Annotated in this window: 21 protein-coding genes; 3 read left to right on the forward strand and 18 right to left on the reverse strand. The window is 70.9% G+C overall.

The window, feature by feature from the left end; genetic code table 11:
• Nucleotide 1 precedes the first annotated feature (1 nt).
• The 4 genes from ACYVK7_RS16630 to ACYVK7_RS16645 all read right to left on the reverse strand — a co-directional run bounded on the left by ACYVK7_RS16630 (nucleotide 2) and on the right by ACYVK7_RS16645 (nucleotide 5,587).
• The gene (locus ACYVK7_RS16630; RefSeq protein ID WP_460888834.1) at nucleotides 2–1,945 is read right to left on the reverse strand and encodes a glycosyltransferase family 2 protein; all 1,944 of its coding nucleotides are present in this window, start codon (nucleotides 1,943–1,945) and stop codon (nucleotides 2–4) included.
• A gap of 5 nt (nucleotides 1,946–1,950) precedes the next feature.
• Entirely contained in the window at nucleotides 1,951–3,201 is a 1,251-nt protein-coding gene (wecC, locus tag ACYVK7_RS16635; RefSeq protein ID WP_460888835.1) for a UDP-N-acetyl-D-mannosamine dehydrogenase, read from the reverse strand.
• Between the two features lie 11 nt (nucleotides 3,202–3,212).
• Nucleotides 3,213–5,015, reverse strand: coding sequence for a CgeB family protein (locus ACYVK7_RS16640; protein ID WP_460888836.1), 1,803 nt, complete (start codon nucleotides 5,013–5,015; stop codon nucleotides 3,213–3,215).
• A gap of 356 nt (nucleotides 5,016–5,371) precedes the next feature.
• Nucleotides 5,372–5,587: a hypothetical protein gene (locus ACYVK7_RS16645; RefSeq protein ID WP_460888837.1), complete on the reverse strand. Its 216-nt coding sequence runs from the start codon at nucleotides 5,585–5,587 to the stop codon at nucleotides 5,372–5,374.
• 118 nt (nucleotides 5,588–5,705) lie between these two features.
• Between ACYVK7_RS16645 and rfbA the strand changes: the two genes are divergently transcribed.
• Nucleotides 5,706–6,569, forward strand: a complete 864-nt coding sequence (gene rfbA, locus ACYVK7_RS16650; RefSeq protein WP_460888838.1) for a glucose-1-phosphate thymidylyltransferase RfbA — start codon at nucleotides 5,706–5,708, stop codon at nucleotides 6,567–6,569.
• 14 nt (nucleotides 6,570–6,583) lie between these two features.
• Here the strand turns inward: rfbA and rfbD are convergent, their stop codons facing one another.
• Nucleotides 6,584–7,474, reverse strand: coding sequence for a dTDP-4-dehydrorhamnose reductase (gene rfbD, locus ACYVK7_RS16655; RefSeq protein WP_460888839.1), 891 nt, complete (start codon nucleotides 7,472–7,474; stop codon nucleotides 6,584–6,586).
• A 42-nt stretch (nucleotides 7,475–7,516) separates the two neighbouring features.
• On the opposite strand from rfbD, the gene ACYVK7_RS16660 reads away from it, so the two are divergent.
• Nucleotides 7,517–8,131: a dTDP-4-dehydrorhamnose 3,5-epimerase family protein gene (locus tag ACYVK7_RS16660; protein ID WP_460888840.1), complete on the forward strand. Its 615-nt coding sequence runs from the start codon at nucleotides 7,517–7,519 to the stop codon at nucleotides 8,129–8,131.
• A gap of 282 nt (nucleotides 8,132–8,413) precedes the next feature.
• Here ACYVK7_RS16660 and rfbB read toward each other — a convergent pair whose 3' ends face one another.
• Together rfbB and ACYVK7_RS16670 are read right to left on the reverse strand one after the other, a co-directional pair.
• A complete protein-coding gene (rfbB, locus tag ACYVK7_RS16665; RefSeq protein WP_460888841.1) occupies nucleotides 8,414–9,409 on the reverse strand; it encodes a dTDP-glucose 4,6-dehydratase in 996 nt (331 codons plus the stop codon).
• 28 nt (nucleotides 9,410–9,437) lie between these two features.
• Nucleotides 9,438–10,604 carry a nucleotide sugar dehydrogenase gene (locus ACYVK7_RS16670; RefSeq protein WP_460888842.1) on the reverse strand — a complete coding sequence of 389 codons (1,167 nt, stop codon included), beginning with the start codon at nucleotides 10,602–10,604 and terminating at the stop codon, nucleotides 9,438–9,440.
• 154 nt (nucleotides 10,605–10,758) lie between these two features.
• On the opposite strand from ACYVK7_RS16670, the gene ACYVK7_RS16675 reads away from it, so the two are divergent.
• Nucleotides 10,759–11,562: a siderophore-interacting protein gene (locus ACYVK7_RS16675; protein ID WP_460888843.1), complete on the forward strand. Its 804-nt coding sequence runs from the start codon at nucleotides 10,759–10,761 to the stop codon at nucleotides 11,560–11,562.
• A 38-nt stretch (nucleotides 11,563–11,600) separates the two neighbouring features.
• Here ACYVK7_RS16675 and deoC read toward each other — a convergent pair whose 3' ends face one another.
• The 11 genes from deoC to ACYVK7_RS16730 all read right to left on the reverse strand — a co-directional run bounded on the left by deoC (nucleotide 11,601) and on the right by ACYVK7_RS16730 (nucleotide 23,315).
• Nucleotides 11,601–12,353 carry a deoxyribose-phosphate aldolase gene (gene deoC, locus ACYVK7_RS16680; protein ID WP_460888844.1) on the reverse strand — a complete coding sequence of 251 codons (753 nt, stop codon included), beginning with the start codon at nucleotides 12,351–12,353 and terminating at the stop codon, nucleotides 11,601–11,603.
• On the reverse strand, nucleotides 12,350–13,501 hold the full coding sequence (locus ACYVK7_RS16685; RefSeq protein ID WP_460888845.1) for an adenosine deaminase: 1,152 nt from the start codon (nucleotides 13,499–13,501) through the stop codon (nucleotides 12,350–12,352). The genes deoC and ACYVK7_RS16685 overlap by 4 nt, the downstream gene beginning before the upstream one ends.
• 21 nt (nucleotides 13,502–13,522) lie before the next feature.
• Entirely contained in the window at nucleotides 13,523–13,735 is a 213-nt protein-coding gene (locus ACYVK7_RS16690) for a hypothetical protein (RefSeq protein ID WP_460888846.1), read from the reverse strand.
• Between the two features lie 14 nt (nucleotides 13,736–13,749).
• Nucleotides 13,750–14,565 carry a hypothetical protein gene (locus tag ACYVK7_RS16695; protein WP_460888847.1) on the reverse strand — a complete coding sequence of 272 codons (816 nt, stop codon included), beginning with the start codon at nucleotides 14,563–14,565 and terminating at the stop codon, nucleotides 13,750–13,752.
• Between the two features lie 168 nt (nucleotides 14,566–14,733).
• Nucleotides 14,734–16,119: a thymidine phosphorylase gene (locus ACYVK7_RS16700; RefSeq protein WP_460888848.1), complete on the reverse strand. Its 1,386-nt coding sequence runs from the start codon at nucleotides 16,117–16,119 to the stop codon at nucleotides 14,734–14,736.
• The gene (locus tag ACYVK7_RS16705; RefSeq protein ID WP_460888849.1) at nucleotides 16,116–16,550 is read right to left on the reverse strand and encodes a cytidine deaminase; all 435 of its coding nucleotides are present in this window, start codon (nucleotides 16,548–16,550) and stop codon (nucleotides 16,116–16,118) included. The genes ACYVK7_RS16700 and ACYVK7_RS16705 overlap by 4 nt, the downstream gene beginning before the upstream one ends.
• Nucleotides 16,551–16,555: 5 nt before the next feature.
• The gene (locus tag ACYVK7_RS16710) at nucleotides 16,556–17,854 is read right to left on the reverse strand and encodes an ABC transporter permease (RefSeq protein WP_460888850.1); all 1,299 of its coding nucleotides are present in this window, start codon (nucleotides 17,852–17,854) and stop codon (nucleotides 16,556–16,558) included.
• Entirely contained in the window at nucleotides 17,851–19,218 is a 1,368-nt protein-coding gene (locus ACYVK7_RS16715) for an ABC transporter permease (protein WP_460888851.1), read from the reverse strand. The genes ACYVK7_RS16710 and ACYVK7_RS16715 overlap by 4 nt, the downstream gene beginning before the upstream one ends.
• The gene (locus ACYVK7_RS16720; protein WP_460888852.1) at nucleotides 19,215–20,738 is read right to left on the reverse strand and encodes an ABC transporter ATP-binding protein; all 1,524 of its coding nucleotides are present in this window, start codon (nucleotides 20,736–20,738) and stop codon (nucleotides 19,215–19,217) included. The genes ACYVK7_RS16715 and ACYVK7_RS16720 overlap by 4 nt, the downstream gene beginning before the upstream one ends.
• Before the next feature lie 110 nt (nucleotides 20,739–20,848).
• The gene (locus tag ACYVK7_RS16725; RefSeq protein ID WP_460888853.1) at nucleotides 20,849–21,931 is read right to left on the reverse strand and encodes a BMP family lipoprotein; all 1,083 of its coding nucleotides are present in this window, start codon (nucleotides 21,929–21,931) and stop codon (nucleotides 20,849–20,851) included.
• A 154-nt stretch (nucleotides 21,932–22,085) separates the two neighbouring features.
• On the reverse strand, nucleotides 22,086–23,315 hold the full coding sequence (locus tag ACYVK7_RS16730; RefSeq protein WP_460888950.1) for an amidohydrolase: 1,230 nt from the start codon (nucleotides 23,313–23,315) through the stop codon (nucleotides 22,086–22,088).
• Between the last annotated feature and the right edge of the window lie 52 nt (nucleotides 23,316–23,367).

Consider the following 23,367-nt stretch of genomic DNA (forward strand, 5'->3'; position numbering starts at 1 on the left):
GCTACAGAACCCCTTCAGTGACGTCACCGCTGAGGCTGTCTACAAGCTCCTGCGGATGGCTTCGCGCAAGTCGCGCCATCAATCCTTCGGACCGGTCCTGCTCGACGATCCACAAGGTGAGTTCGACGAGACCGGTCATGTCGGACCGAAGAACGATCGCGCAGGACTCGGTCACGACAGCGCCACGTGGCGTGTCGTACTCGCCGAACGCCACCACACCCACATGGGTGTGGGTCGGGCGTCGGTCCCGGACGATCGAGTTGAGAAGGATCCGCTCCCAGTCGACGATCGTGCCCCCACGCGACCGCCGCCGCTTGTGCAGGACCACGACATCGACGCCGCGCGACCGAAGCTCGCCGAGCTCACCGAGCGTGACATCACCAAGCACCACGAACTCGCTGCCGGGGCGACCCTCCTCGAGAACATTCGCCACCGCACGGACCTTTTCCTGGAGGCGTGCCTCGACGACGCCGTTGAACGGCCTCCCCCTCGCGATCACCACCCGTTCGATCAGGTGATCCGGAAGATCTCCACCCAGGTCGTCGAACGGCTTTGCCCTGTTCCTCATCACCGGCCAGCGATAGTCGGACTGGGCTGCGGCGACCGCGCGTCGATCCTCCTCGCGCAGCCCCACGCCCTGAAGGATCCGGGATATGCGCGCCGCGCTCTTCTGAGCGGTTCCGTCGACCGCGCTCACCTGCGCGTCATGGATACGCCGGAGGGTGACGACCTGACCGCAGTGGACCCACGTCGTCCCGAGACGGAGTGCCCGTGTCGCGACATCGTGGTCCACTGCCGACGTCAGGCGTTCGTCATAGGGGACGGCCTCGAGCAGTGAACGGCGCACGAGCCACGTTGGATGCCCTGGTGTCTGTCCGTTGTGCAGGACGACAGGCATCCCGAATCTCTGTCGTGTGAGGTGGACGAGCATCTCGCCGGTCTCGTCGTGAAAGTTGGCCCATGCACCGTACACAGCATCGGTTCCCCTGCTGAGGGTACGAAGCTGCAGCTCGATGCGGTCCGAAACCATGATGTCGTCGTCGTCGTGAACGGCGATCCACTCGCCGCGTGCCTGGGACGTCGCGAAGTTGCGTGCAGCGGAGATTCCCGTCGCCGGCCTGCTGAACCAGCGGAGACGAGGATCAGTGACCGAACGCAGGACGTCCTGCGTCTCATCGGCTGACCCGTCGTCCACAACGATCAGTTCCAGATTCGACATGCTCTGGCCGAGCACCGAGCTGATCGCATCGGGCAGGTACCTGGCGCGGTCGCGGGTCGCGATGACCACACTGACAAGTGGTTTCTCTGGAGCGAACTCCCAGCGGGGCAAGTTGGCAATGATCGGCCGGCCTTCGAGGAACTTGAACTGCGGTTCCTCGGGAGCGATCCATTCCCTCGACGAGTCCAGGTCGCCGACGCTACAGACGACGCGCCTTGCTCCCGTCCACTGGACTCTCTGGGCCAGGTCCTCGACACACTCTCCAAAGGCGCCGATGTTCTGGTCGACTCCGCGGACGGAGTCGTACGACGCGCTCGTCACCGTGAAGACACGGCGCGGGTCGTGCGCGTGGTACGCCAGCGCCTCTGGCCCCGCCGGCGTGCCGACACGCGACTCGAGCACGACCGAGTCCGAGGTCGCTGCCGCCCCGTCGATACCGTCCACCAGCTCAGTGACGGCACCGTCGAAGACGCCACTCGCGAATGTGTAGGTCGCAGCGGGCACCGCAAGTGCAACGGCATAGTTGATCCGTCGCCCTGGCGTCCATCCCGCCGGGCACTCGATGGCTCGAGCGTGGGCGCCGATAGGTGTGAGGGCGCCGGCTGACTCAGGCACCACGATCAGCACCTCGAACCCGCTGCTGACGAGCGTGTCGACGAACTCACCGATCTCGTGCCGGTCCAGGTCCGGCGTGTCGTAGAGGTCAAGGACGAACAGGCGATTCATGTCGCTCACCGCGTACCCGCCGTCATCCCCCGCGTATCGATGGCGTCCTTCTCCACGAGCCGCCCCACCACGGCGCGGAAGGCAGCGTGGTCCACCAGCAGCACGTGCACGTCGGCCTTTGCCAGCGCCTCCTCGGCGTCCACCAGCAGTACGTTGGGCAGCTCGGCCAGCTCGGCTGGCAGCTCGTCGATGTGCGGCTCCACTGCCAGTACCGTCGTGTGCGGGAACGTCGCCGCCAGCTCACGCACGATCCCGACCGCCGGCGACTCCCGCAGGTCGTCGATGTTCGGCTTGAACGCGAGCCCGTAGGCAGCGACTACCGGAGTCTCGATCCCGGCGACGGCGTCGAGCACCTTGTGCAACACCCAGCGCGGCTTCGCGTCGTTCACCTCGCGGGCCGTCCGGATCAAGCGCGCTTCCTCGGGTGCCGCGTCCACGATGAACCACGGGTCGACGGCAATACAGTGTCCACCGACGCCCGGACCGGGCTGCAGGATGTTGACCCGCGGGTGGTGGTTGGCAAGCCGGATGAGCTCCCACACGTCGATTCCCAGCTTGTCCGCCACCAGGGACAGCTCGTTCGCGAAGGCGATGTTCACGTCGCGGAACGAGTTCTCCACCAGCTTGGCGGTCTCGGCGGTCTCGGCGTCCGTCAGCAAGATCTCGCCCTGGCAGAACACCTGGTACAGGTCACGTGCGCGCTGAGCGGCCTCGGGCGTGATCCCGCCCACGATCCGGTCGTTCGTCACGAGCTCGACCATGACGCGCCCTGGCAGCACCCGTTCCGGGCAATGGGCGACGTAGATGACCGGCCGGCCGTCGGATCCGTCGAGGCTGAGGTCAGGACGCTCGGCCAGGATCCAGTCCGTCATGCGGCGGGTCGTTCCCGGCGGCGAGGTGGACTCCAGGATCACCAGCTCGCCACCCCGCAGGGAGGGCGCGAGCGCCTCCGCGGCCAGCTTGATGTACGACAGGTCGGGCTTGTGGTCACCCATGAACGGCGTGGGAACAGCCACGATGTACGCGTCGGCCGGTTCTGGCGCGGCGACCGCCCGAAGCTTCCCGGACGACACTCCTTCCGCGACGTATCCCGCCAGGTCCGGCTCCACGAACGGCACCTCACCGCGGTTCACCGCGTCGACGGTCTCCGGGTTCACGTCGACCCCGGTCACCGCCACCCCGTTCGCCGCAAGGATCGCCGCGGTCGGGAGCCCGATGTACCCGAGCCCGACCACGCCGACAGTGCTGATCCCCATAGTTCCCCGCCTCAGAAGATGACGTGCGTCGCCGCACGCCCGTAGTACTTGACCTCGCCGCTCGCGAGCAGCTCGGTCTCGGACGCGTCCCAGGAGTGCCCGCCGCCGGCGGACCGCACCTGGACGAAGTTGAAGCGGTCCGCGGAGTAGACCGTCCCGCCGGCCTCGACGAGGTCGGCCAGGAACGCCGTGTCCTCGCCGCGGGGCAGGTCCCGGAACCGCACGCTGGATGCCGCGCCGCGCCCGGCGACGATCGTCGGCCCCATCACGCGGTCGGTGTACCGGTGCTCCCGGTCCGCGAACCGCAGGATCGTCGCGTCCGGGCCCTCGAGGTACATGTAGTGCGCCTGCTTGCCCACCACGTCCGCCCCCGAGTACGCCATGGCGTAGAGCTGGTCGGACAGGTACTGCGGTCCGTACAGGTCGTCGTCGTCGACCTTGGCCACGACGTCGCCGTCGGCCGCCTCGAGCAGCAGGTTCAGGCAGGAGCCCAGCGGCACGTCGGACGGCGCCGACAACAGCTCAAGTCGTTCGATCCCTGCTTCCTTGGCCCGCGCCCGCAGGTCGGCGTCGTCCACGTCGAACCCGTGCGCCAGCAGGGCGACCTGCAGCTCGACGCCCTGCTGGGCGCCGAGCACCGCGAGCACGTGATCGAGCTGGTGCGGCCGGTTCGTCGAGACCAGGGCGGTCACGCTCGGCCGCGGGACGGCAGGAGCAGCGGCCAGTCCGGCGTCGTGCAGCACCTTCTGCGAGCGGGTGGCGTAGGTGTGCTCGCGCCAGATGCGGCGCTGCCCCTTGTGCACGGCGCGGTCGCGCAGCTCCGGGGAGCGCACGAGCGCACGGATCGTGTGCGCGGCGACCTCACGGGTGCCGGCGACGAAGACCTCGTCGCCGGGAAAGTACTCCCCCACCGCGGCGCTCGGCGTGGAGACGACGGGGGTGCCGCTGGCGGTGATCTCGAAGATCCGCCGCGCGCACATCGACGGCGAGCCGACCACGGAGTTCACGTTCAGGAACACCTTGTACTCGCGGTACGCCGTCAGCATGCGGTCGTAGTCCAGCGAGCCGACGACGCGCCCGTCCAGCGGCGCCGGGAACTGGTACTTCTGGTCCTTGCCGCGGAACCGGCTGAAGATCTCCAGGCCGTGCTCCATCCTCGGGGACACGTCCAGCGCCGCGCCGAGCAGCAGGTCCATCTGTTCGCGCCGCTCGGGGTACTTGTGCGCGAAGTACATTCCCGCGAACGCCACGTCGCGCTCCGGGCCGCGCCCGTGCAGGCGGACGGGGTTGTGGATGGCCGGCTGCGCGGCGAACTCCAGCACCCCCACCCGGTCGTGTCCGAGGGCCTGGGTATAGGCGGGCAGCCGGTCGACGTCGGTGGTGTACACACGGTGGAACAGCCGGGCGGCGTCGAGGAAGTCGTCGAAGTGGACCGGATCTTCCTTGTTCCAGAACACCGTGGGGACCGCGGCGGCGCGGCAGGCCTCGACGAGCTCGACGAACGCCGGCCGCGGGGCCGACGTGCCCGTCAGGTGGTACTGCCAGGCACCACCGTTGCCGTTCCACGCCGACTCCACGAACAGCAGGTCCAGGCCCGCCGTCAGCTCGTCACGCCACGTCGCGGGCGTCAGGGCTACCTGATCCCATTCGGAGGCGAACGCCAGCCGCGAGAAGTCGTCCAGGATCACGCCGACGCGCAGGTCCCGCCGGCCGGACACGGCCGGCCCGCCGAAGCCGGCGACCGGACGAGCGGGCCACGGGTCGAACGTCAGGCCGTTCTTCGTCAGCCGCGCCCCGCCGGCCTGTGCCGCCATGGGCACACGCTGCCGCCGCAGAAAGGTACGCAGCTGCTCGGGCCCACCCTGACGGAGGTGCCAGGCCGCACGACGGAACTGACGCACCAGGCCCGGCGCACGATCCTTCACAACAAGAATGTCCCTGTCTGCCCGAGAGCCATCTGGAGAGAAACAGCACCCCGCCAGGCGCAAGATTGGAGGTGCCAGACGTTCGGGATGCGCCATTGATCGGCTCATGTTACAAGCGGCAAATACCTTGCTTCAGCCACTTTCGGGTGAAAAGGAGCCCAGTTCACCCGGGTGACAAATACACCATCGGCCGCGGACGAACGCGCTCCGAACGCACTGACAGCCGTCCCGGGGAGACCTCGGCGCTACGGCTCGATCTGCTGCAGCTGCTCGTCGAGCGAGATGCGGTGGCCGAGGTAGGCCACGGCCCCGTTGGCGCACAAGAGCACCACGGCTGCGGCGACGAGCAGCGCCAGGAAGCGCCTGGGGCGAGGCGCACGTCGCCGAGGGCGCCGTGCGGGCTCGGAAGGCTCCGGCGCGGGGAGCAGGTCGGTGCCTCCGTGGGGCTCATGCATATCCATGTATTTACAGTCCCCGATACCCCGGCCGCATCACCCTTGACCGGAGATCACCCGCTCATTCACCCGGATGTCATCCGGGGACGCCAACGACCACCCGAACCATGGAAAGATCCGCCCCATGCGCGGAATCATTCTCGCCGGCGGCTCGGGCACTCGCCTGCACCCGATCACCCAGGGCGTCAGCAAGCAGCTCGTCCCGGTCTACGACAAGCCGATGATCTACTACCCGCTGTCCACGCTGATCCTGGCGGGGATCGACGACATCCTGGTGATCACCACTCCCCACGACGCGGACCAGTTCCACCGGCTGCTCGGGGACGGCTCCCAGTTCGGCATCTCGATCAGCTACACGACGCAGCCGTCGCCCGACGGGCTCGCGCAGGCGTTCGTGCTCGGCGAGGAGTTTCTCGGTGACGAGTCCGTCGCCCTCGTCCTGGGCGACAACATCTTCTACGGCCCGGGCCTCGGCACCCAGCTCACCCGCTTCGCCGGCATCGACGGCGGCGCCGTCTTCGCCTACCGCGTCGCTGACCCCACCGCGTACGGGGTGGTCGAGTTCGACGAGCGCGGCCGCGCGCTGTCGCTCGAGGAGAAGCCGGTCCGGCCCAAGTCGAACTACGCCGTGCCCGGGCTCTACTTCTACGACAACGACGTCGTCGCCATCGCGAAGGCCCTCGAGCCGTCGGCCCGTGGTGAGTACGAGATCACCGACGTGAACGCCGAGTACCTGCGCCAGGGGCGGCTTCAGGTCGAGGTGCTGCCACGCGGCACCGCCTGGCTGGACACCGGGACCTTCGACTCGCTGCTGGAGGCCTCCGACTACGTGCGTACCGTCGAGCGGCGCCAGGGCCTCAAGATCGGGTCTCCGGAGGAGGTGGCCTGGCGCCGCGGCTTCCTGTCGGACGACGACCTGCGTGCCCGCGCGGAGAAGCTGACCAAGTCCGGCTACGGCAGCTACCTGCTGGGCCTGCTGGACGACTGACCGGCGGCCGCGCGCTACGGAGCGCCCAGCACCGCGGGCGCCGCCGCCTTCCACCGTTCGGCCCAGTCGCCGATCGGCTCGACGCCGGCCGCGCGCAGCCGGTCGTGCCCGAGCACCGAGTACGCGGGCCGCGGCGCGGGCAGCTGGTAGGCGGCGCTCGTCGTCGGATCCACCGGTGTGGTCGACCCGGCGGCCGCCACCACCTCGCGCGCGAAGCCGCACCAGGTCACCTGGCCCGACGACGTGCCGTGGTAGACGCCGCCCGGGGCCTCGGCCGCGACGAGCCGCACGATCAGGTCCGCCAGGTCGGCGGTCCACGTGGGCTGCCCGGTCTGGTCGTCGACCACGCTCAGCCGGTCCCGCTCACCCGCGACGCGTGCGATGGTCCGGGGGAAGCAGCGTCCGCCCGCCCCGTACAGCCACGCGGTCCGCACCACGACGGCGTCGGGCGCCTCCGCGCGGACGGCCCACTCGCCGGCGGCCTTGGTCCGGCCGTAGGCCGAACGCGGGCGCACGGGAGCGTCCTCCGCGTAGGGCGCGGTCGCGCCGCCGTCGAACACGTAGTCGGTCGACACGTGGACCAGCCGCGCACCAGCTGCCGCCACGGCGCGCGCAAGGTTCGCCGCGCCGGCCGCGTTGACGGCGAAGGCCTCCGCCTCGTGCGCCTCGGCGTCGTCCACGGCGGTCCAGGCCGCGCAGTTGACGACGACGTCGTAGCCCACCACCGCGGCGCGCGTCGCGGTGGCGTCGGTGACGTCCAGCTCGCTCCGCCCAACGCCGGCGACGTGGTGCCCGGCGGCGCCGGCTGCCGCGACCATGTCCTGGCCGAGCATCCCGGCGGCCCCCACCACGAGCCATCGCCGCGCCGGCCGCTGTCCGTCGGTCACTCCGGGAGTCTCGCTCACCCTAGGATCCTATGGCGTACGCCCCACCCCGTGAGGAGCCCCATGAAGTACCGCGAGCTGACCGTTCCCGGCGCGTTCGAGATCACCCCCCGGCAGTTCGGTGACCCGCGCGGCCTCTTCCTCGAGGCGTTCAAGGCCGGCCCGTTCGCCGACGCCGTGGGGCACCCGTTCGACCTGCAGCAGGTGAACACCTCCGTGTCGGCCGCCGGGGTGCTGCGCGGCGTCCACTTCGCCGACGTGCCGCCCAGCCAGGCCAAGTACGTCATGTGCGCCAAGGGCGCGGTGCTGGACGTCGTCGTGGACATCCGCGTGGGCTCGCCCACCTTCGGTACGTGGGACGCCGTGCTCCTGGACGACGTCGACCGGCGGGCCGTCTACCTGTCCGAGGGCCTCGGCCACGCGTTCATGTCCCTGGAGGACGGCTCGACGGTGGTGTACCTGTGCTCGTCGGGCTACGCGCCGGGCCGCGAGCACGGCATCCACCCGCTCGACCCGGACCTGGCCATCGACTGGCCCACCACCGCCCGTGACGGCAGCCCGCTGACCCCGCTCCTGTCGGAGAAGGACGAGGCGGCCCCCACCCTCGCCGAGGCGCGGGAGCAGGGCCTGCTCCCGACCCAGGACGCCGTCCAGGCGTACCTGACCAGCCTGCGCTGACGGCCGGACCCGCCGTCGGCCGACCGGCGTCGCGCGGATGGTGCTGCGTGCCCGGTGCTGCGTGCCCGGCACCACCCCGAACGCCGAGTGCAGAGTTGGTCGCGGCACGACTGAGCGACTGCAGACATCGTCGCGGCCCGAGCAGCACTCTCCGCGACAAACTCTGCACTCGCCAGCAGGGGGCGTGCGCCCCGCCAACTGCCCTGCACAGCCCCAGCCCCAGCCCTGTAGTCCCCGCCAACTACCCCGCCCCCAGTTCCAGTCCGCGACCGACCCGGCCTTCTACTGACCCGCAGCCGCGTACTTCGCCTCCGTAGCTGCCTTCGCACCCCTCCACCAGGCCTCGTTCTCCCGGTACCAGCTCACGGTCGCCTCCAGCCCCTCGCGGAAGTCCGTGTACCGCGGCGCCCAGCCCAGCTCCGTCCGGAGCCGACTCGCGTCGATCGCGTACCGGAGGTCGTGCCCGGCCCGGTCGGTCACGTGGTCGAAGTCGTCGGCGTCCCGCCCGAAGATCTCCAGCAGCGTCCGCACCACGTCGAGGTTGCTGGTCTCGCCGTCGGCACCGATGAGGTAGGTCTCGCCCACCTCGCCCTTCTCGATGATGGCCCAGACCGCCGAGTTGTGGTCCTCGACGTGGATCCAGTCGCGCACGTTGAGGCCCGCTCCGTACAGCCGGGGGCGCACGCCGTCGATCAGGTTGGTGACCTGGCGCGGGATGAACTTCTCGATGTGCTGGTACGGGCCGTAGTTGTTGGAGCAGTTCGAGATCGTCGCCTGCACCCCGAAGGACCGCACCCAGGCCCGGACCAGCAGGTCGGAGCCCGCCTTGGTCGACGAGTACGGCGACGACGGGTTGTAGGGGGTCTCGGAGGTGAACCGCTCGGGGGTGTCCAGCGGCAGGTCGCCGTAGACCTCGTCCGTCGAGATGTGGTGGAACCGCACCCCGTGCTTGCGCACCGCCTCCAGCAGCGTGAACGTGCCCACCAGGTTGGTCTGCACGAACGGCGACGGGTCGTCCAGCGAGTTGTCGTTGTGCGACTCCGCAGCGAAGTGGACCACCAGGTCCGACTCCCCCACGAGCCGGTCCACGAGCGGCCCGTCGGTGATCGAGCCCTCCACCAGGTCCACGCGGTCGGCGACGCCGGCGAGCGAGGAGCGGTCGCCCGCGTAGGTGAGCGCGTCGAGCACGGTCACCCGCGCGTCGGGGCGCTCCCGCACCGTCTGCTGGACGAAGTTCGCGCCGATGAAACCCGCGCCGCCGGTGACCAGAACCTGCATTGCTCTCTCCTCGCGGTCGGACGTCGGGTCAGTCGCGACCGTAGATGTCGCGCGTGTAGACCTTGTCGGCGACGTCGTCGAGCGCCTCCGTGCGACGGTTCGCGACGATGACGTCGGCCCGGGACTTGAGCTCGTCGAGGTCCCTGACCACCTCGGAGTTGAAGAACTGGTCCTCCTCAAGGCTGGGCTCGTACACGATCACCTCGATGCCCTTGGCCTTGATGCGCTTCATGATGCCCTGGATGCTGGAGTCCCGGAAGTTGTCGGACCCTGCCTTCATCACCAGCCGGTACACGCCGACGGTCGTCGGGTTGCGGCGCAGGATGTCGGCCGCCACGAAGTCCTTGCGGGTGGTGTTCGCGTCGACCACCGCGTTGATCAGGTTCTGCGGCACGTCCGCGTAGTTGGCGAGGAGCTGCCGGGTGTCCTTGGGCAGGCAGTAGCCGCCGTAGCCGAAGGACGGGTTGTTGTAGTGCGACCCGATCCGCGGGTCCAGGCCCACACCCTCGATGATCTGCGCCGTGTTGAGGCCGCGGGTCACCGCGTACGTGTCGAGCTCGTTGAAGTACGCGACGCGCAGCGCCAGGTAGGTGTTGGCGAAGAGCTTGATCGCCTCGGCCTCGGTGGGGTCGGTCAGCAGCACCGGGGCGTCCTTGGTCAGAGCGCCCTCCAGCAGCAGGTCGGCGAACTGCTTGCCCCGCTCGGACCGGTCGCCGACCACGATGCGCGACGGGTGCAGGTTGTCGTACAGCGCCCGGCCCTCGCGCAGGAACTCCGGGGAGAAGAAGACCGCGGCGCCGTCGTGCTCCTCGCGCACTCGCTCGGTGAAGCCCACGGGCACCGTCGACTTGATCACCACGGTCGCCTCGGGCTCCCGCGCCAGGACGTCGTCGATCACCGACTCCACCGTCGACGTGTCGAAGAAGTTGGTCCGCTCGTCGTAGTTCGTGGGCGTCGCCACGATGACCATGGCGGCCCCCGCGTACGCCTCGTCCTTGTCGAGCGTGGCGGTCAGGTTCAGCTCCTTGCCCGCGAGGTACTCCTCGAGCTCGGCGTCCGCGACGGGCGAGATCCCGTCGTTCACCTGTGACACCTTGGCCGGGTCGACGTCCAGCGCCCAGACCTCGTGGTTCTGCGCCAGCAGGACCGCGTTGGACAGACCGACATAACCCGTGCCGGCAACAGCGATCTTCACGACGGGACTCCTGACAGAAAGTGGTCGATGACGTACCCAATGCTAGGCGGGCCGACGTACCCCGCCGTCACCTCCGGTGCCGGTCGCGGAAGGTTTCAGCCAGTGACGCACGCCACATCGGCCACCTGACCAAGGAGGTTAGGCTTACCTCACAATGACGCAGACCACGAACGCACCGAACGGGAAGCCCCGCACCAAGGGGGTCCGCACCACGGCGACCGTGACAGCTGTCCGGTATCTGACGCCGCACATGATCCGGGTGACGATCGGCGGCGAGGCGCTGGCCGCCGTCGACCCCACCCCGATGACCGACCGCTACATCAAGCTCGTCATGGCCGAGGCCCCGGAGCCGGAGGGCCGGCCCGTGCTGCGCACCTACACGATCCGCAGCGTCGCGGCATCGAGCTGGGACATCGACATCGTCACGCACGGCGACGTCGGCTACGGCGGCCCGTGGGCGCAGCGCGTCCGGCCGGGCGACGAGGTCTCGTTCCTCGGCCCCGGCGGCGACTACGCACCGGCGCCCGACGCGCCGTGGCACCTCATGGCCGGCGACGAGTCCGCCCTGCCCGCCATCGCAGCGGCGTGCGAGGCGCTGCCCGGCGACGCGGTGGCCCACGTCTTCATCGAGGTCGCCGACGCCACGGAGGAGCAGGAGATCGCGAGCTCCGCCGACGTGCGCCTCACCTGGGTGCACCGGTCCACGGGGGCCCACGTCGCCGACGTGGTGCAGGCCGCAGAGCTTCCCGACGGCGTGCCGCACGCGTTCCTGCACGGCGAGGCGGGCTGTGTCCGCGACCTGCGCCGCTGGGCGCGTTCCACGCTGGGGGTGCCGCGCGAGCTGCTGTCGGCGTCGGGCTACTGGCGCCGAGGCCGCGACGACGAGCACTGGCGCGCGGAGAAGGCCGAGTGGCGGGCCGCGGTGGAGCAGGACGACCTGGTGCTCAGCGCGCCCTGAGGTGAGCGGCCCGAGCGGTCACAGCCCACCGAGATCGGTCAGTACCCGTCCGATGCCGGGGCGTCCGCGCCGGCCCCCGCGTCGAAGCCGGCCAGGACCGAGGCGGTGCCCGACAGGCCGAGGCGTGTCGCGCCGGCGCCGATCATCGCGAGCGCCGCGTTCAGGTCACGGATGCCGCCCGAGGCCTTCACCCCGAGCTTGCCGCCGCCCGCCGCGCCGACGGTGCGCGCCATCAGCGACACGGCGTGGGCCGAGGCGCCGCCCGCGGGGTGGAAGCCCGTCGACGTCTTGACGAAGTCGGCGCCGGCGGTCTCTGCGGCCTTGCAGGTGCCGACGATCTGCTCGTCCGTGAGCGCCGCCGACTCGATGATCACCTTGAGGATCCGGTCGTGCGGCACGGCCGCGCGTACTGCGGCGATGTCGGCCTGCACGGCGTCGAACCGGCCGGACCGCGCGGTCCCGACGTCGATCACCATGTCGATCTCGTCCGCCTCGTCGGCCACGGCCCGGGCCGCCTCGAAGGCCTTCACGTCGCCCATGTGCTTGCCCGACGGGAACCCGCACACCGTCGCCACGGCGAGGCGTCCGGCCGCTACCTCGACCGCGAGGGACACGAAGGACGGTGAGACGCACACCGAGAACACGCCGAGCTCCGCGCCCTCCTCGACGAGCGTGGTGACGTCGCTGGCCGTGGCCTCCGGCTTGAGCAGCGTGTGGTCGACGAACGCGGCCAGCGTCGCCTTGTCCTGCGGTACGGCCGGGGAGCGGGGGGTTTCGGGCTGAGCGGTCATACGAGGGCACCTTCGACTTTCTGGAATCTGGGCAGGAGGACCTGCTCCACGAGGTCACGTCGCTCGTCGTGGTGCATGAATGCGCTCCAGGCGGCGGTGACGGTCACGTCGACGAGGTCGTCGAGCGTCCAGCCCGCCTCGTCGACGAGCAGCTTCATCTCGTGCGTCATCGACGTGCGAGACATCAGGCGGTTGTCGGTGTTGAGCGTGACCGCGAAGTCCAGCTCCTTGAGCCGGGTGATCGGGTGCTTCGCGATCGACTCCGCCGCGCCCGTCTGCAGGTTCGACACCGGGCACAGCTCGAGGGGGATCTGGTGGTCGCGAACCCAGTGCGCGAGGCGGCCGAGATCGGCGGCACCGCCGCGGCCGTCGGCCGACAGGCCCCGCACCGCGGGGTCGCCGTTCGGCACGAAGGCGATGTCGTCGATGATCCGCGCCCCGTGGCCGAGGCGGTCGGCGTGCCCGAGGTGCACCGCCTGCCCGATGGAGTCGAGGCCGTCCGCCTCGCCGGCGTGGATCGTCACGGGCACGTCGTGCTCCGCGAGGAAGCGCCAGATGCTGAGGTGGCGCGACGGCGGGAAACCCGCCTCGGGTCCCGCGATGTCGAACCCGACCACGCCGAGGTCCCGGTAGGTGACGGCGAGCTCCGCGATCTCCTGCCAGCGGTCCTGGTGCCGCATGGCGGTGACGAGCTGGCCCACGCGGATGATGTGCCCCTCGGCGGCGGCCGCCGCGATGCCGTCGTCGATCCCCGCCTGCACGGCCTCGACGGTCTCGGCGAGGGACAGGCCGCCGGCCACGTGCTGCTCCGGCGCCCAGCGCTGCTCGGCGTACACGACGCCGTCGGCCGCGAGATCCAGCACGGCCTCGCGTGCGACGCGGGCCAGGTTGTCGGCCGTCTGCATGACGGCGACCGTGTGCTCGAACGTCTCCAGGTACCGGACCAGCGAGCCGGAGTCGGAGGCGTCGCGGAACCAGCTCGCGAGCGACTCGGCGTCGGTGGCGGGCAGCGGGTGCCCTGCGGCGTCCGCGAGCTCGAGGACGGTCTGTGGCCGCAGGCCACCGTCGAGGTGGTCGTGGAGCACCACCTTGGGCAGGGCGCGGATCAGCGCCTCACCGGGGCGTGCCCCGGGGTCGTGCGTGGTCATGCTGACAACCTACCGTCTGGCTCAGTCCTCGTCGGCGCTCGCCTCGTCGCCCTCGTCCGCCGGGACGTCGAGGGCCTGCTCCACGACGTCCGCCTCCTCGGCGGCGCCGTCGTTGTCGGGGCGCGGGGCGTCCGGGACGTACTCGTCGGGCTCGTGCGTGGTGTCGACCTCCGCCTCCTGGGGAGGGTCCAGGCCGGCGTCACGCCAGGAGTCGGGACCGGGGAGCGTGCTCATCAGGTGCCTCCTCGTCAGGTGGCTTCCATCGTCACCCGGGCGTCGCCGCCCTGCCACCGGCCGGCGCGCTCGGGGAGCAGCACCCAGGCGACGTGCGGCCAGCCGCCGAGCGCGGCGGTCAGTGCCTTCCGCACCCGCGCGGCGGTGCGCTCGGCGGTGGACTGCGACGTCTCGGACCCGGCCGCCGGCGCAGGAGGCGGGTCGAGCAGGGCGGCGACGGGCACGGTGTGCAGCCCCGCGCCCGACGGCTCGTACAGGACGGCGTTGCCCTCCGCGCCCTCACCGTCGGCCAGGGTGAGCAGCACGACGTGGCGCGGCACCGCCGAGTCCCAGCCTCCGGTGACGTCACCGCCCGTGTACAGGGGAACGGGGACACCGGCGCGTGCGCTCGCGACGGCGGCCTCCAGCAGCGCCCGGGAGCCGGCCACCCGGTGGGTGTAGCGCACGCCGCCGTAGCTGGCGAGACGGGCTGCACCCCACGGTGGCGTGCCGTACGTGCGGGGCCAGCCCACGACCACCAGCCCGCGCCGGTTGGTCGCCGCCTGGACGGCGTGCTGCAGCCTCACGAACCGGCCCGCCGGGTCCTCGCTCGCGAGCCGCAGGGCCGCCCGCGGGTCGCCGGCCAGCCCGAGCATGGCCAGGACGGCCGACCCGCAGGTGGTCTCGTCGACCTGCACGGCGGCAGCCGTGGTCCCGTCCAGTGCCGGCAGGTTCAGCCGCCGCGGGAAGCCGACGGTGCCGGTGCCGCGCTCGCGGGCCAGGGGGTCGAGCACCGAACGCCGGGCCCGGGACGTCGCCGACTCGAGCTGCCGTTCGACGTCCTCAGGCACGGCGGGCCGCTCGAAGCGGCCCGGCGGAGGCGGTGGTGGCACCGGCCCGCCGAACGCACGCATACCGCCAAGCAGGGACGAAAGGCGCAATGTCGACGGCACGTCGACAGGCTAAGCCGGGTCGTGGCAACTCGCCGGTTCGCCACGCTGGGCGAACCGGGTGGTCCGTCAGACGATCCGGTCGAGCACCACCGACTGGTCCGCCGCCAGCGCCGCCCCCACCAGGGCACCCGCACCCACGTCGACGGTCGACAGCGCGCTGGCGGCGCCCGCCAGAGCACCACCGAGCACCCCGCCGCCCACGCCCTCCGGCTCCACGGTCCAGCCGCCCTCGAGCGCCTCGCGCGCCCGGGCGAACCGCTCCGGGGTGTCGGTGTGCATCGTGAGCACGGGCTGGCCGGCGGCGACCGGCTCCCCCGGCTTCACGTGGATCTCGATGCCCGCCGCGGCCTGCACCGAGTCCTCCTTGCGCGCGCGGCCGGCACCGAGGCGCCGTACGGCGACGCCCACGGCGTAGGCGTCCAGCGAGGTCAGCACACCGGACTCCGGTGCGACGACGGTCTCGGTCTCCTTCGCGACCGGCAGCGGAGCGTCGACGTCGCCGCCCTGCGCCGCGATCATGGCCCGCCACCTGTCCATGGCCCGGCCGTCGGCCAGGGCGGCGCGGACGTCCGCCTCCGCGACGGGGCGGTCGGCCGCGGCGAGCATCTCCACGGCGAGCGCGACCGTGAGGTCGACGACGTCGGACGGCCCTCCGCCGGCGAGCACCTCCAGGGACTCCCGGACCTCCAGGGCGTTGCCTGCGGTCCGTCCGAGCGGCACCGACATGTCGGTGACCAGGGCGACGGTGCGCACGCCGGCGTCGGTCCCGAGGTCGACCATGGTGCGGGCGAGCTCGCGCGCGCTGTCCAGGGTCTTCATGAAGGCGCCGGAGCCGACCTTCACGTCGAGCACCAGGGCGCCGGTACCCTCGGCGATCTTCTTGGACATGATCGAGCTCGCGATCAGCGGGATCGCCTCGACGGTGCCCGTGACGTCGCGCAGCGCGTACAGCTTGCGGTCGGCCGGGGCCAGGCCCGCACCGGCGGCGCAGATGACGGCGCCGACGGAGTCCAGCTGTGCCATCAGCTCGTCGTTGGTGAGCGACGCCCGCCAGCCCGGGATGGACTCCAGCTTGTCGAGCGTGCCCCCCGTGTGGCCCAGGCCGCGGCCGGAGAGCTGCGGCACCGCCACGTCGAACGCGGCGACGAGCGGGGCGAGGGGCAGCGTGATCTTGTCGCCGACACCGCCGGTGGAGTGCTTGTCCGCCGTCGGCCGGGAGAGGCCGGCGAACGACATGCGCTCACCCGACTGGATCATCGCGTGGGTCCACCGGGAGATCTCCGCGCGGGACATGCCGTTCAGGAGGATCGCCATGGTCATCGCGGACATCTGCTCGTCGGCCACCGCGCCACGGGTGTACGCGTCGATGAGCCAGTCGATCTGCGCGTCGTCCAGGGGCTCCTGGTCGCGCTTGGCGCGGATGATGTCGACGGCGTCGAACTGCTCGGTCATCGGGTTGCCTTCCGCACGTGGTCCAGGTCGCCCGGCCCGAAGGCCTGGGGCAGCACCTCTGTCATCGGCTGGACGCCCAGCGGGGTGTCGACCAGCAGCTCCGGTCCGCCGTGCTCCCAGAGGAGCTGGCGGCAGCGGCCGCACGGCATGATCGTCTCGCCGAGCGCGTTCACGCACGCGAAGGCGGCCAGCCGGCCCCCTCCGGACATCACCAGGGCGCTGACCAGGGAGCACTCCGCGCAGAGCGTCACCCCGTACGCGGCGTTCTCGATGTTGGCCCCGGTGAGGAGGCGCCCGTCGTCGGCGAACGCCGCGGCACCGACCTTGAAGTCGGAGTACGGCGCGTACGCCTTGCCGACCGCCTCGCGGGCCGCCGCACGCAGGGCGTCCCAGTCCACGGCGTCCGCTGTTCCCACAGGATCTGAGTCCATCGTGCTCATCCCTTGATGTACGGCTCGCCGGAGGCGGCCGGCGGGCGGGACCGCCCGACCAGGCCCGCCACGGCGAGCAGGGTGACGACGTACGGCACCATGAGCATGAACTGGCTCGGCACGGGCGAGCCCACCACCGACAGCACGTTCTGCAGGTTCGAGGCGAACCCGAACAGCAGCCCGGCGAACGCGGCCCGTACCGGGTCCCACTTCCCGAAGATGACGGCGGCCAGGGCGATGTAGCCCGCTCCCCCGGTCATGTTCTCGCCGAACTGGCTCAGGTAGACCGTCGTGTAGAACGCACCGCCCAGCCCGGCCACCGCGCCGGCGACGAGCACCGCGTTGTACCGGGTGCGCACCACGTCGATGCCCACGGTGTCCGCGGCCTTCGGGTGCTCCCCCACCGCGCGCAGGCGCAGGCCCCAGCGGGTCCGGTTCAGCGCGTACCAGACGGCGGGCACGGCGAGGAACATCAGGTAGATCAGCAGCGGCTGGTCGAACAGGATCGCGCCGATCACCGGGATGTCGGACAGCACGGGGATCGGGAGCGACGCGAACCGCGTGGTCGAGTTGAGCGTCGCGGCGTCGGCCTGCAGCACCTGCGAGTAGAGGAAGCTGGTCAGCCCGACGACCAGCACGTTGAGCACGACACCCACGATCACCTGGTTCACGTGGTACGTGATGGCGAACAGGCCGAGCACGAGCGAGACGAGCGCGCCGGCGAGCACCGCGGCGGCCAGGCCGATCAACGCGCTGTTGGTGACCGACGAGACGATGCCCGCGGTGAACGCGGCGCCGAGCAGCTGCGCCTCGATGGCGATGTTCACCACGCCCGCGCGCTCACCGATCACGCCGCCCAGCGCGCCGTACACGAACGGCACCGACCACAGCACGGCGCCGCCCAGCAGGCCCACCACCGACAGGTCGCGCGGGCTGCCGGCCCCGGCCCAGGCCAGGAAGCCGGTGAGGCCGGCGAACGAGTACACCGCGACGACCCACAGCGGAGTCCTGGACCCGCGTGCGGTGAGCACCACGGCGAACGCCGTCGCCGCGAGCATGATCGCGCCGCAGACCCACGCGAGCGGAGCGGCGGGCAGCACGACGACGGGGATCTGGAAGAAGTCACCACGCTGCGACAGCAGGAACCGGGTGTCACCCGAGTGCGGCACGGCGACGAGGAGCAGCGCGTACAGCACGGTCACCGCGAGCAGCACGCCCGCTGACTTCCACGACACCAGCGTGACCGTGCGCGTCGTCTCCGACAGCGGCGCGTCGAGCTGGGTCGTTGTGTGGTCGGCGCTCACGCTGCCGCCTCCTTCCGGTTCCGGTTCGCCTTCGTCCTCTTCGGTCTCCGGCGCCGGTTGGGGTCCGGCAGCCGGAAGATCGCCCGGATCAGCGGCGGCGCGGCGATGAACAGCACGATGAGGGACTGGACCACGAGCACGATGTCGCTCGGGATGCCCTGCGAGGCCTGCATGGTGGACCCGCCCGCCTTGAACGCGCCGAACAGGATGCCCGCCGCGAGCACGCCCCACGGGTTGGACCCGCCGAGGAGCGCGACGGTGATGGCGTCGAACCCGATGCCCGCGTCGATGTCGGAGCTGAAGCCCGTGGTGACGCCGCCCAGCACCTGCGAGGCGCCCGCCAGGCCGACGAGCCCACCGGCCACCAGCATCGAGTTCACCGTGGCGCGGCCCGTGTCGATACCGGCCACCCGGGCGGCGCGGGGGTTCTCACCGACGGCGCGGAACGCGAAGCCCGCCGACGACCGGCTCAGCAGCCACCACGTGAACACGACGGCGAGCAGCGCCAGCACGAACCCCCAATGGAGGTTGAACCGCTCGCCCACGAGCGGCGGGAGCTGCGCGGAGGCCGCGGTCGGCGGCGTCTTCGGGTTGGACGAGCCCGGCGCCTGCAGCAGGCCCGGCGTCGCCAGGAGGTAGGAGATGAGGTAGAACGCCACGTAGTTGAGCATGATCGTGACGATCACCTCGTGCGCACCGGTGCGTGCCTTGAGGAAGCCGGCCAGGCCGGCCCACAGCGCACCCGCCGCCATGCCGGCCACGAGCGCCATCAGCAGGTGCAGCGGGAACGGCACGCCGGTCACGCCGAAGCCCACCCAGCCCGCAGCGGCGGCCGCGACGAGCATCTGCCCCTGGCCACCGATGTTGAACAGGCCGGCCCGGAAGGCGAGCGCCACACCGAGCCCCGCCGCGATGAGCGGCGTCGCGTAGTTGAGCGTCTCGGTGAGCGGCCGGATCGCCGTCACGAAGTCGGGGGCCTGGAGGTTGACCACGGAGCCGCGGAACAGCGCGGCGTACGCGCCGCCGATCGCCTGGCCGAGGGCGACGAAGGTGTCGGCGGGCCGTGCGAAGAAGTACGCGGAGGCTGCCTTCACCTCCTCGTCCGTGAAGGCGATCATGATCGAGCCCGCCACGATGGCGAGCACGACGGCGCCCACGGACACGGTCCAGGGGCTGCTCATCGTCTGGTGCAGCGCCTTGGCGAGGCGGCTCGCCGTGTCGGGAGCCGCGTCGCCCACCGGCCCGGTGGCCTCGCGGGCCCGCTCCTGCTCCAGCTCCTCCACGGTGCCTGGATCGAGGTCGGCCTCGTGCTCGGGGCCCGTCTCCGAGCCTTCTGGCGCGTTCGAGCTCTCTGGCGCGTTCACGCGACCTCTCCCTTCGCGTCCTGGGGGGAGATCCCCGCCATCATCAGGCCCAGCACGTCGCGCGGGGTGTCTGCGGGCACGATGCCCACCACCTTGCCGCGATACATCACCATGATGCGGTCCGCCAGGGCCACCGCCTCGTCGAGCTCGGTGGAGACCACGACCACGGGCACCCCGGCGTCGCGCGTGGCGACGACGCGCTTGTGGATGAACTCGATGGAGCCCACGTCCACACCGCGCGTCGGCTGCGCCGCGACGAACAGGCGCAGGTCGCGCGACAGCTCGCGCGCGAGCACCACCTTCTGCTGGTTACCGCCCGACAGGCGCCCCACGGGTGTGGTGATGCCCTGCGTGCGGACGTCGAACTCCGCGATCTTCTCGCGCGCGAACCGGTCGCGGAAGGTGCGCTGCAGCGCACCGCGCCGCACGAACGGCGGACCGTCGGAGCGGTCCAGCATCAGGTTCTCCGCGATGGTGAACTCGGCCACGAGGCCGTCGTAGGTGCGGTCCTCGGGGACGAACCCGACGCCTTCGTCGAGGATCCCGCGGACCGAGCGCCCGATGAGCTCCTTGCCGTCGAGCGTGATGCTGCCCGACACCTCGTCCTGCAGGCCGAGCAGAGCCTCCGTCAGCTCCGTCTGGCCGTTGCCCTGCACGCCCGCGACGACGAGGACCTCGCCACCGCGCACCTCGAAGCTCACGCCGTCGACGGTGACGGCTCCGGTCGCCTCGGTGATGACCAGGTCGGTGACCTTGAGCCCGTTGTCGTGCAGCGTGGGCGCGTCCTTCCGCACCGTGAGCTCCACGGAGCGGCCCACCATGAGCGAGGCGAGCTCGCTGTCCGACGCCGTCGGCAGGGCCTCGCCCACGACCTTGCCGTGGCGGATCACCGTGATGCGGTCCGCGACCGCGCGCACCTCACGGAGCTTGTGGGTGATGAAGACGATCGCCGAGCCCTCGTCGCGCAGCTGGCGCATGATCGCCATCAGCTCGTCGGTCTCCTGCGGTGTGAGCACCGCCGTCGGCTCGTCGAAGACCAGCACGTCGGCGTTCCGGGAGAGCGCCTTGATGATCTCGACCCGCTGCTGCACGCCGACGGGCAGGTCCTCGACCACGGCGTCGGGATCCACGTGGAACCCGAACCGCGCGGAGATCTCGCGCACCTGTGCGCGGGCCGCCTCGAGGTCGAGCCGTCCGCCGCCGCGGGTCTGCTCGTGGCCGAGCATGACGTTCTCCGCCACGGTGAAGACGGGTACGAGCATGAAGTGCTGGTGCACCATGCCGATGCCCGCGCCCATGGCGTCGCCGGGGCCGGAGAAGTGCTGCACCTCGTCGTCCAGCAGGATCTCGCCCTCGTCCGCCTGGTACAGGCCGTAGAGCACGTTCATCAGGGTGGACTTGCCCGCCCCGTTCTCGCCGAGCAGCGAGTGGATCTCGCCCGGCTGGACCACCAGGTCGATGTGGTCGTTCGCGACGAGCGCGCCGAAGCGCTTGGTGATACCGCGCAGCTCGAGCCGCATAGGAATCCTTCCCGAAAGGGGTCCTGCTCATGACAGGTCCCGGGGCACACGGTTCGACCCGTGCCCCCGGGACCATCTTGCGTCACGTCTCGGTCATCGACCGATCCGGATCACTCGGCGAGGTACGACTCGACCTCGACCTCACCCGCGATGATCGACTCCTTGAGCGCCTGGGTCTCCTCCCACAGGGCCGGGTCCACCTTGTCCTCGAAGTTGTGCAGCGGCGCGAGGTCCACCCCACCGTTCTCGAGGGTGCCGATGTACGGCGTCGGGTCGAACTCGTCGTTGCCGGAGGCGACGACCGCCTCCTCCGCGGAGACGTCCATCCGCTTCAGCACCGACGTGAGCACCACGTTCTGCGTGGTGGGGTCGGTCTCGAAGAAGTCGGCGTCGGCACCGATGATCGCCACGTCCTTGCCGGAGTCGGCGATCGCGTCCATGGCGCCCTGGTAGATCGGGCCGCCCACGGGGAAGAGGACGTCGACACCCTGGTCCAGGATGTTCTGGGCGGTCGTCTTCGCCGCGGGGTCGGCGGCGAAGCTGCCCGTGAACGAGCCCTTCTTGCCGTCCCAGCCGACGAGCTCGACCTTCTCGCCCTTGGTCTCGTTGTAGTAGTCGATGCCCTGCTTGAAGCCGTCCATGAAGATGGTGACGGTCGGGAACTCCTGGCCACCGTAGGTGCCGACCTTGCCGGCCTCCGAGTAGCCGGCGGCGAGGTAGCCCGCGAGGAACGCGCCCTGCGCCGTGTCGTACAGGATCGGCTTGATGTTCTCGGCGTCGGCCTCACCGTCGAAGTCCGCGTCGGCCGCGTCGTCGATGATGATGTAGTCGATCTCGGGGTTGGCCGTGGCCGACTCGATGGTCGTCGCGGAGAGCGCGAAGCCGACGGTGACGATGGCGTTGCAGCCCTCGGCGACGAGCGACTCGACGTTGCCCTTGTAGTCGCTCTCCGACGCCGACTCGACCTCGTGCGGAGTAGTGCCCAGCTTCTCGGCGGCAGCGTTGACGCCCTCGTAGCTGAGCTGGTTGAAGCTCTTGTCGTCGAACCCGCCCTGGTCCGAGACGATGCAGGGCTTGAAGTCACTGGCGGCGGCGTCGCCACCACCAGTGGTCTCCTCAGGGGCGGCGCCGCACGCCGCGAGCGCGAGCGCCGCTGCTCCCGCGAGCGCGGTAAGCCGAACAGCCTTCTTCACTGGTGCTCCTTCAGATGGTCCAGACGGGCCCAATCCAAACAGATCTGGGCCCTATACCGCACCGAGGGTAGCCAGCGCATCCTGGATTTCGCGTTTCGAGACGGTAACCGGAGTAAGTCGTTACCGAAGCGTCATCGACAGGAACATCCAGCGGTCAGCGCGCCGCAAACTGGGCAAGGGTCCGCACACCGACGCCGATGGCGCGCTCGTCCACCACGAGATCGCCCTGGTGCAGGTCATAGGTGCGGCCGCCGGGCGTGCGCACGCCGAGGCGGGCCATCGTGCCCGGCACCTTGCGGAGGTACCAGGCGAAGTCCTCCCCGCCCATCGACTGCTCGGTGAGCTGCACCGCGTCCGGGCCGACGGCGTCGCGGACCGCGTCCTCGAGGTCGCAGGTGGCCTCCGTCTGGTTCTCGACCGGCGGCACGCCGTGCGTCACGGTCACCGACACGCTGACCTGGTACGGGGCCACGATCTGCTCGACCGCCTCGCGGACCAGCTCGCCCGCCTTCTCCCACGCCCGGACGTCGAGGCAGCGCAGCGTGCCCTTGATGACACCCGTCGACGGGATCGCGTTGGGCGTCGAGCCCGCCTGGACCGCGCCCCACGTCAGGTTCACGCCGGAGCGCGGGTCGAGCCGGCGGCCCAGCACGCCAGGGGTCTGCGTGATGACCTGGCCGAGCGCGAACACGACGTCGCCCGTCAGGTGCGGGCGCGAGGTGTGCCCGCCGGGCGACGAGACGGTCACCATCACGGAGTCGCTGGCCGAGGTGATCGGCCCGATGCGGGTGCCGACGTGCCCGACGTCGAACTTCGGGTCGCAGTGCAGCGCCGCCATCCGGTCGACGCCGTCGAGCTCGGAGGTGCGGTTGATGATGTCCTCCGCGCCGCCGGGGAACACCTCTTCGGCCGGCTGGAAGAAGAGCCGGACGCCGCGTCGCAGCCGCCCCTCCTCCGCGAGCCGGGCGAGCACGAGGCCCGCGCCGAGGACCACGGTGGTGTGCACGTCGTGCCCGCAGGCGTGGGCGACGCCCGGTTCGGTCGACGCGAACTCCACCCCGCTGGTCTCCTGGAGCGGGAGCGCGTCGAGGTCGGCGCGCAGGCCGACCCGGCCCTCGCCGTCCGGCCCGTGGTCGGGGCCGATGTCGCAGACGAGGCCCGAGCCGATCGGCAGCAGGCGCGGCTCGAGGCCGGCGGCACGCAGCCGCTCGGCGACGGCGCGCGTGGTGCGCGTCTCCTTGCGGGACAGCTCGGGGTGGGCGTGCACGTCGCGGCGGAACGCGATGAGCTCGGGGTCGAGGATCTCGGCCAGCTCGCCCACCCGGGCGGCCAGGCCTGCGACGACCTCCGTCGCGTTCCCTCCGGGCACGTCACCCACCGGCATCTGGTCGTTCGAAACGATCAGATCGAAATCGGCGAGATTGACGGGCGGCTGG

Source organism: Promicromonospora xylanilytica (genome assembly GCF_054782895.1).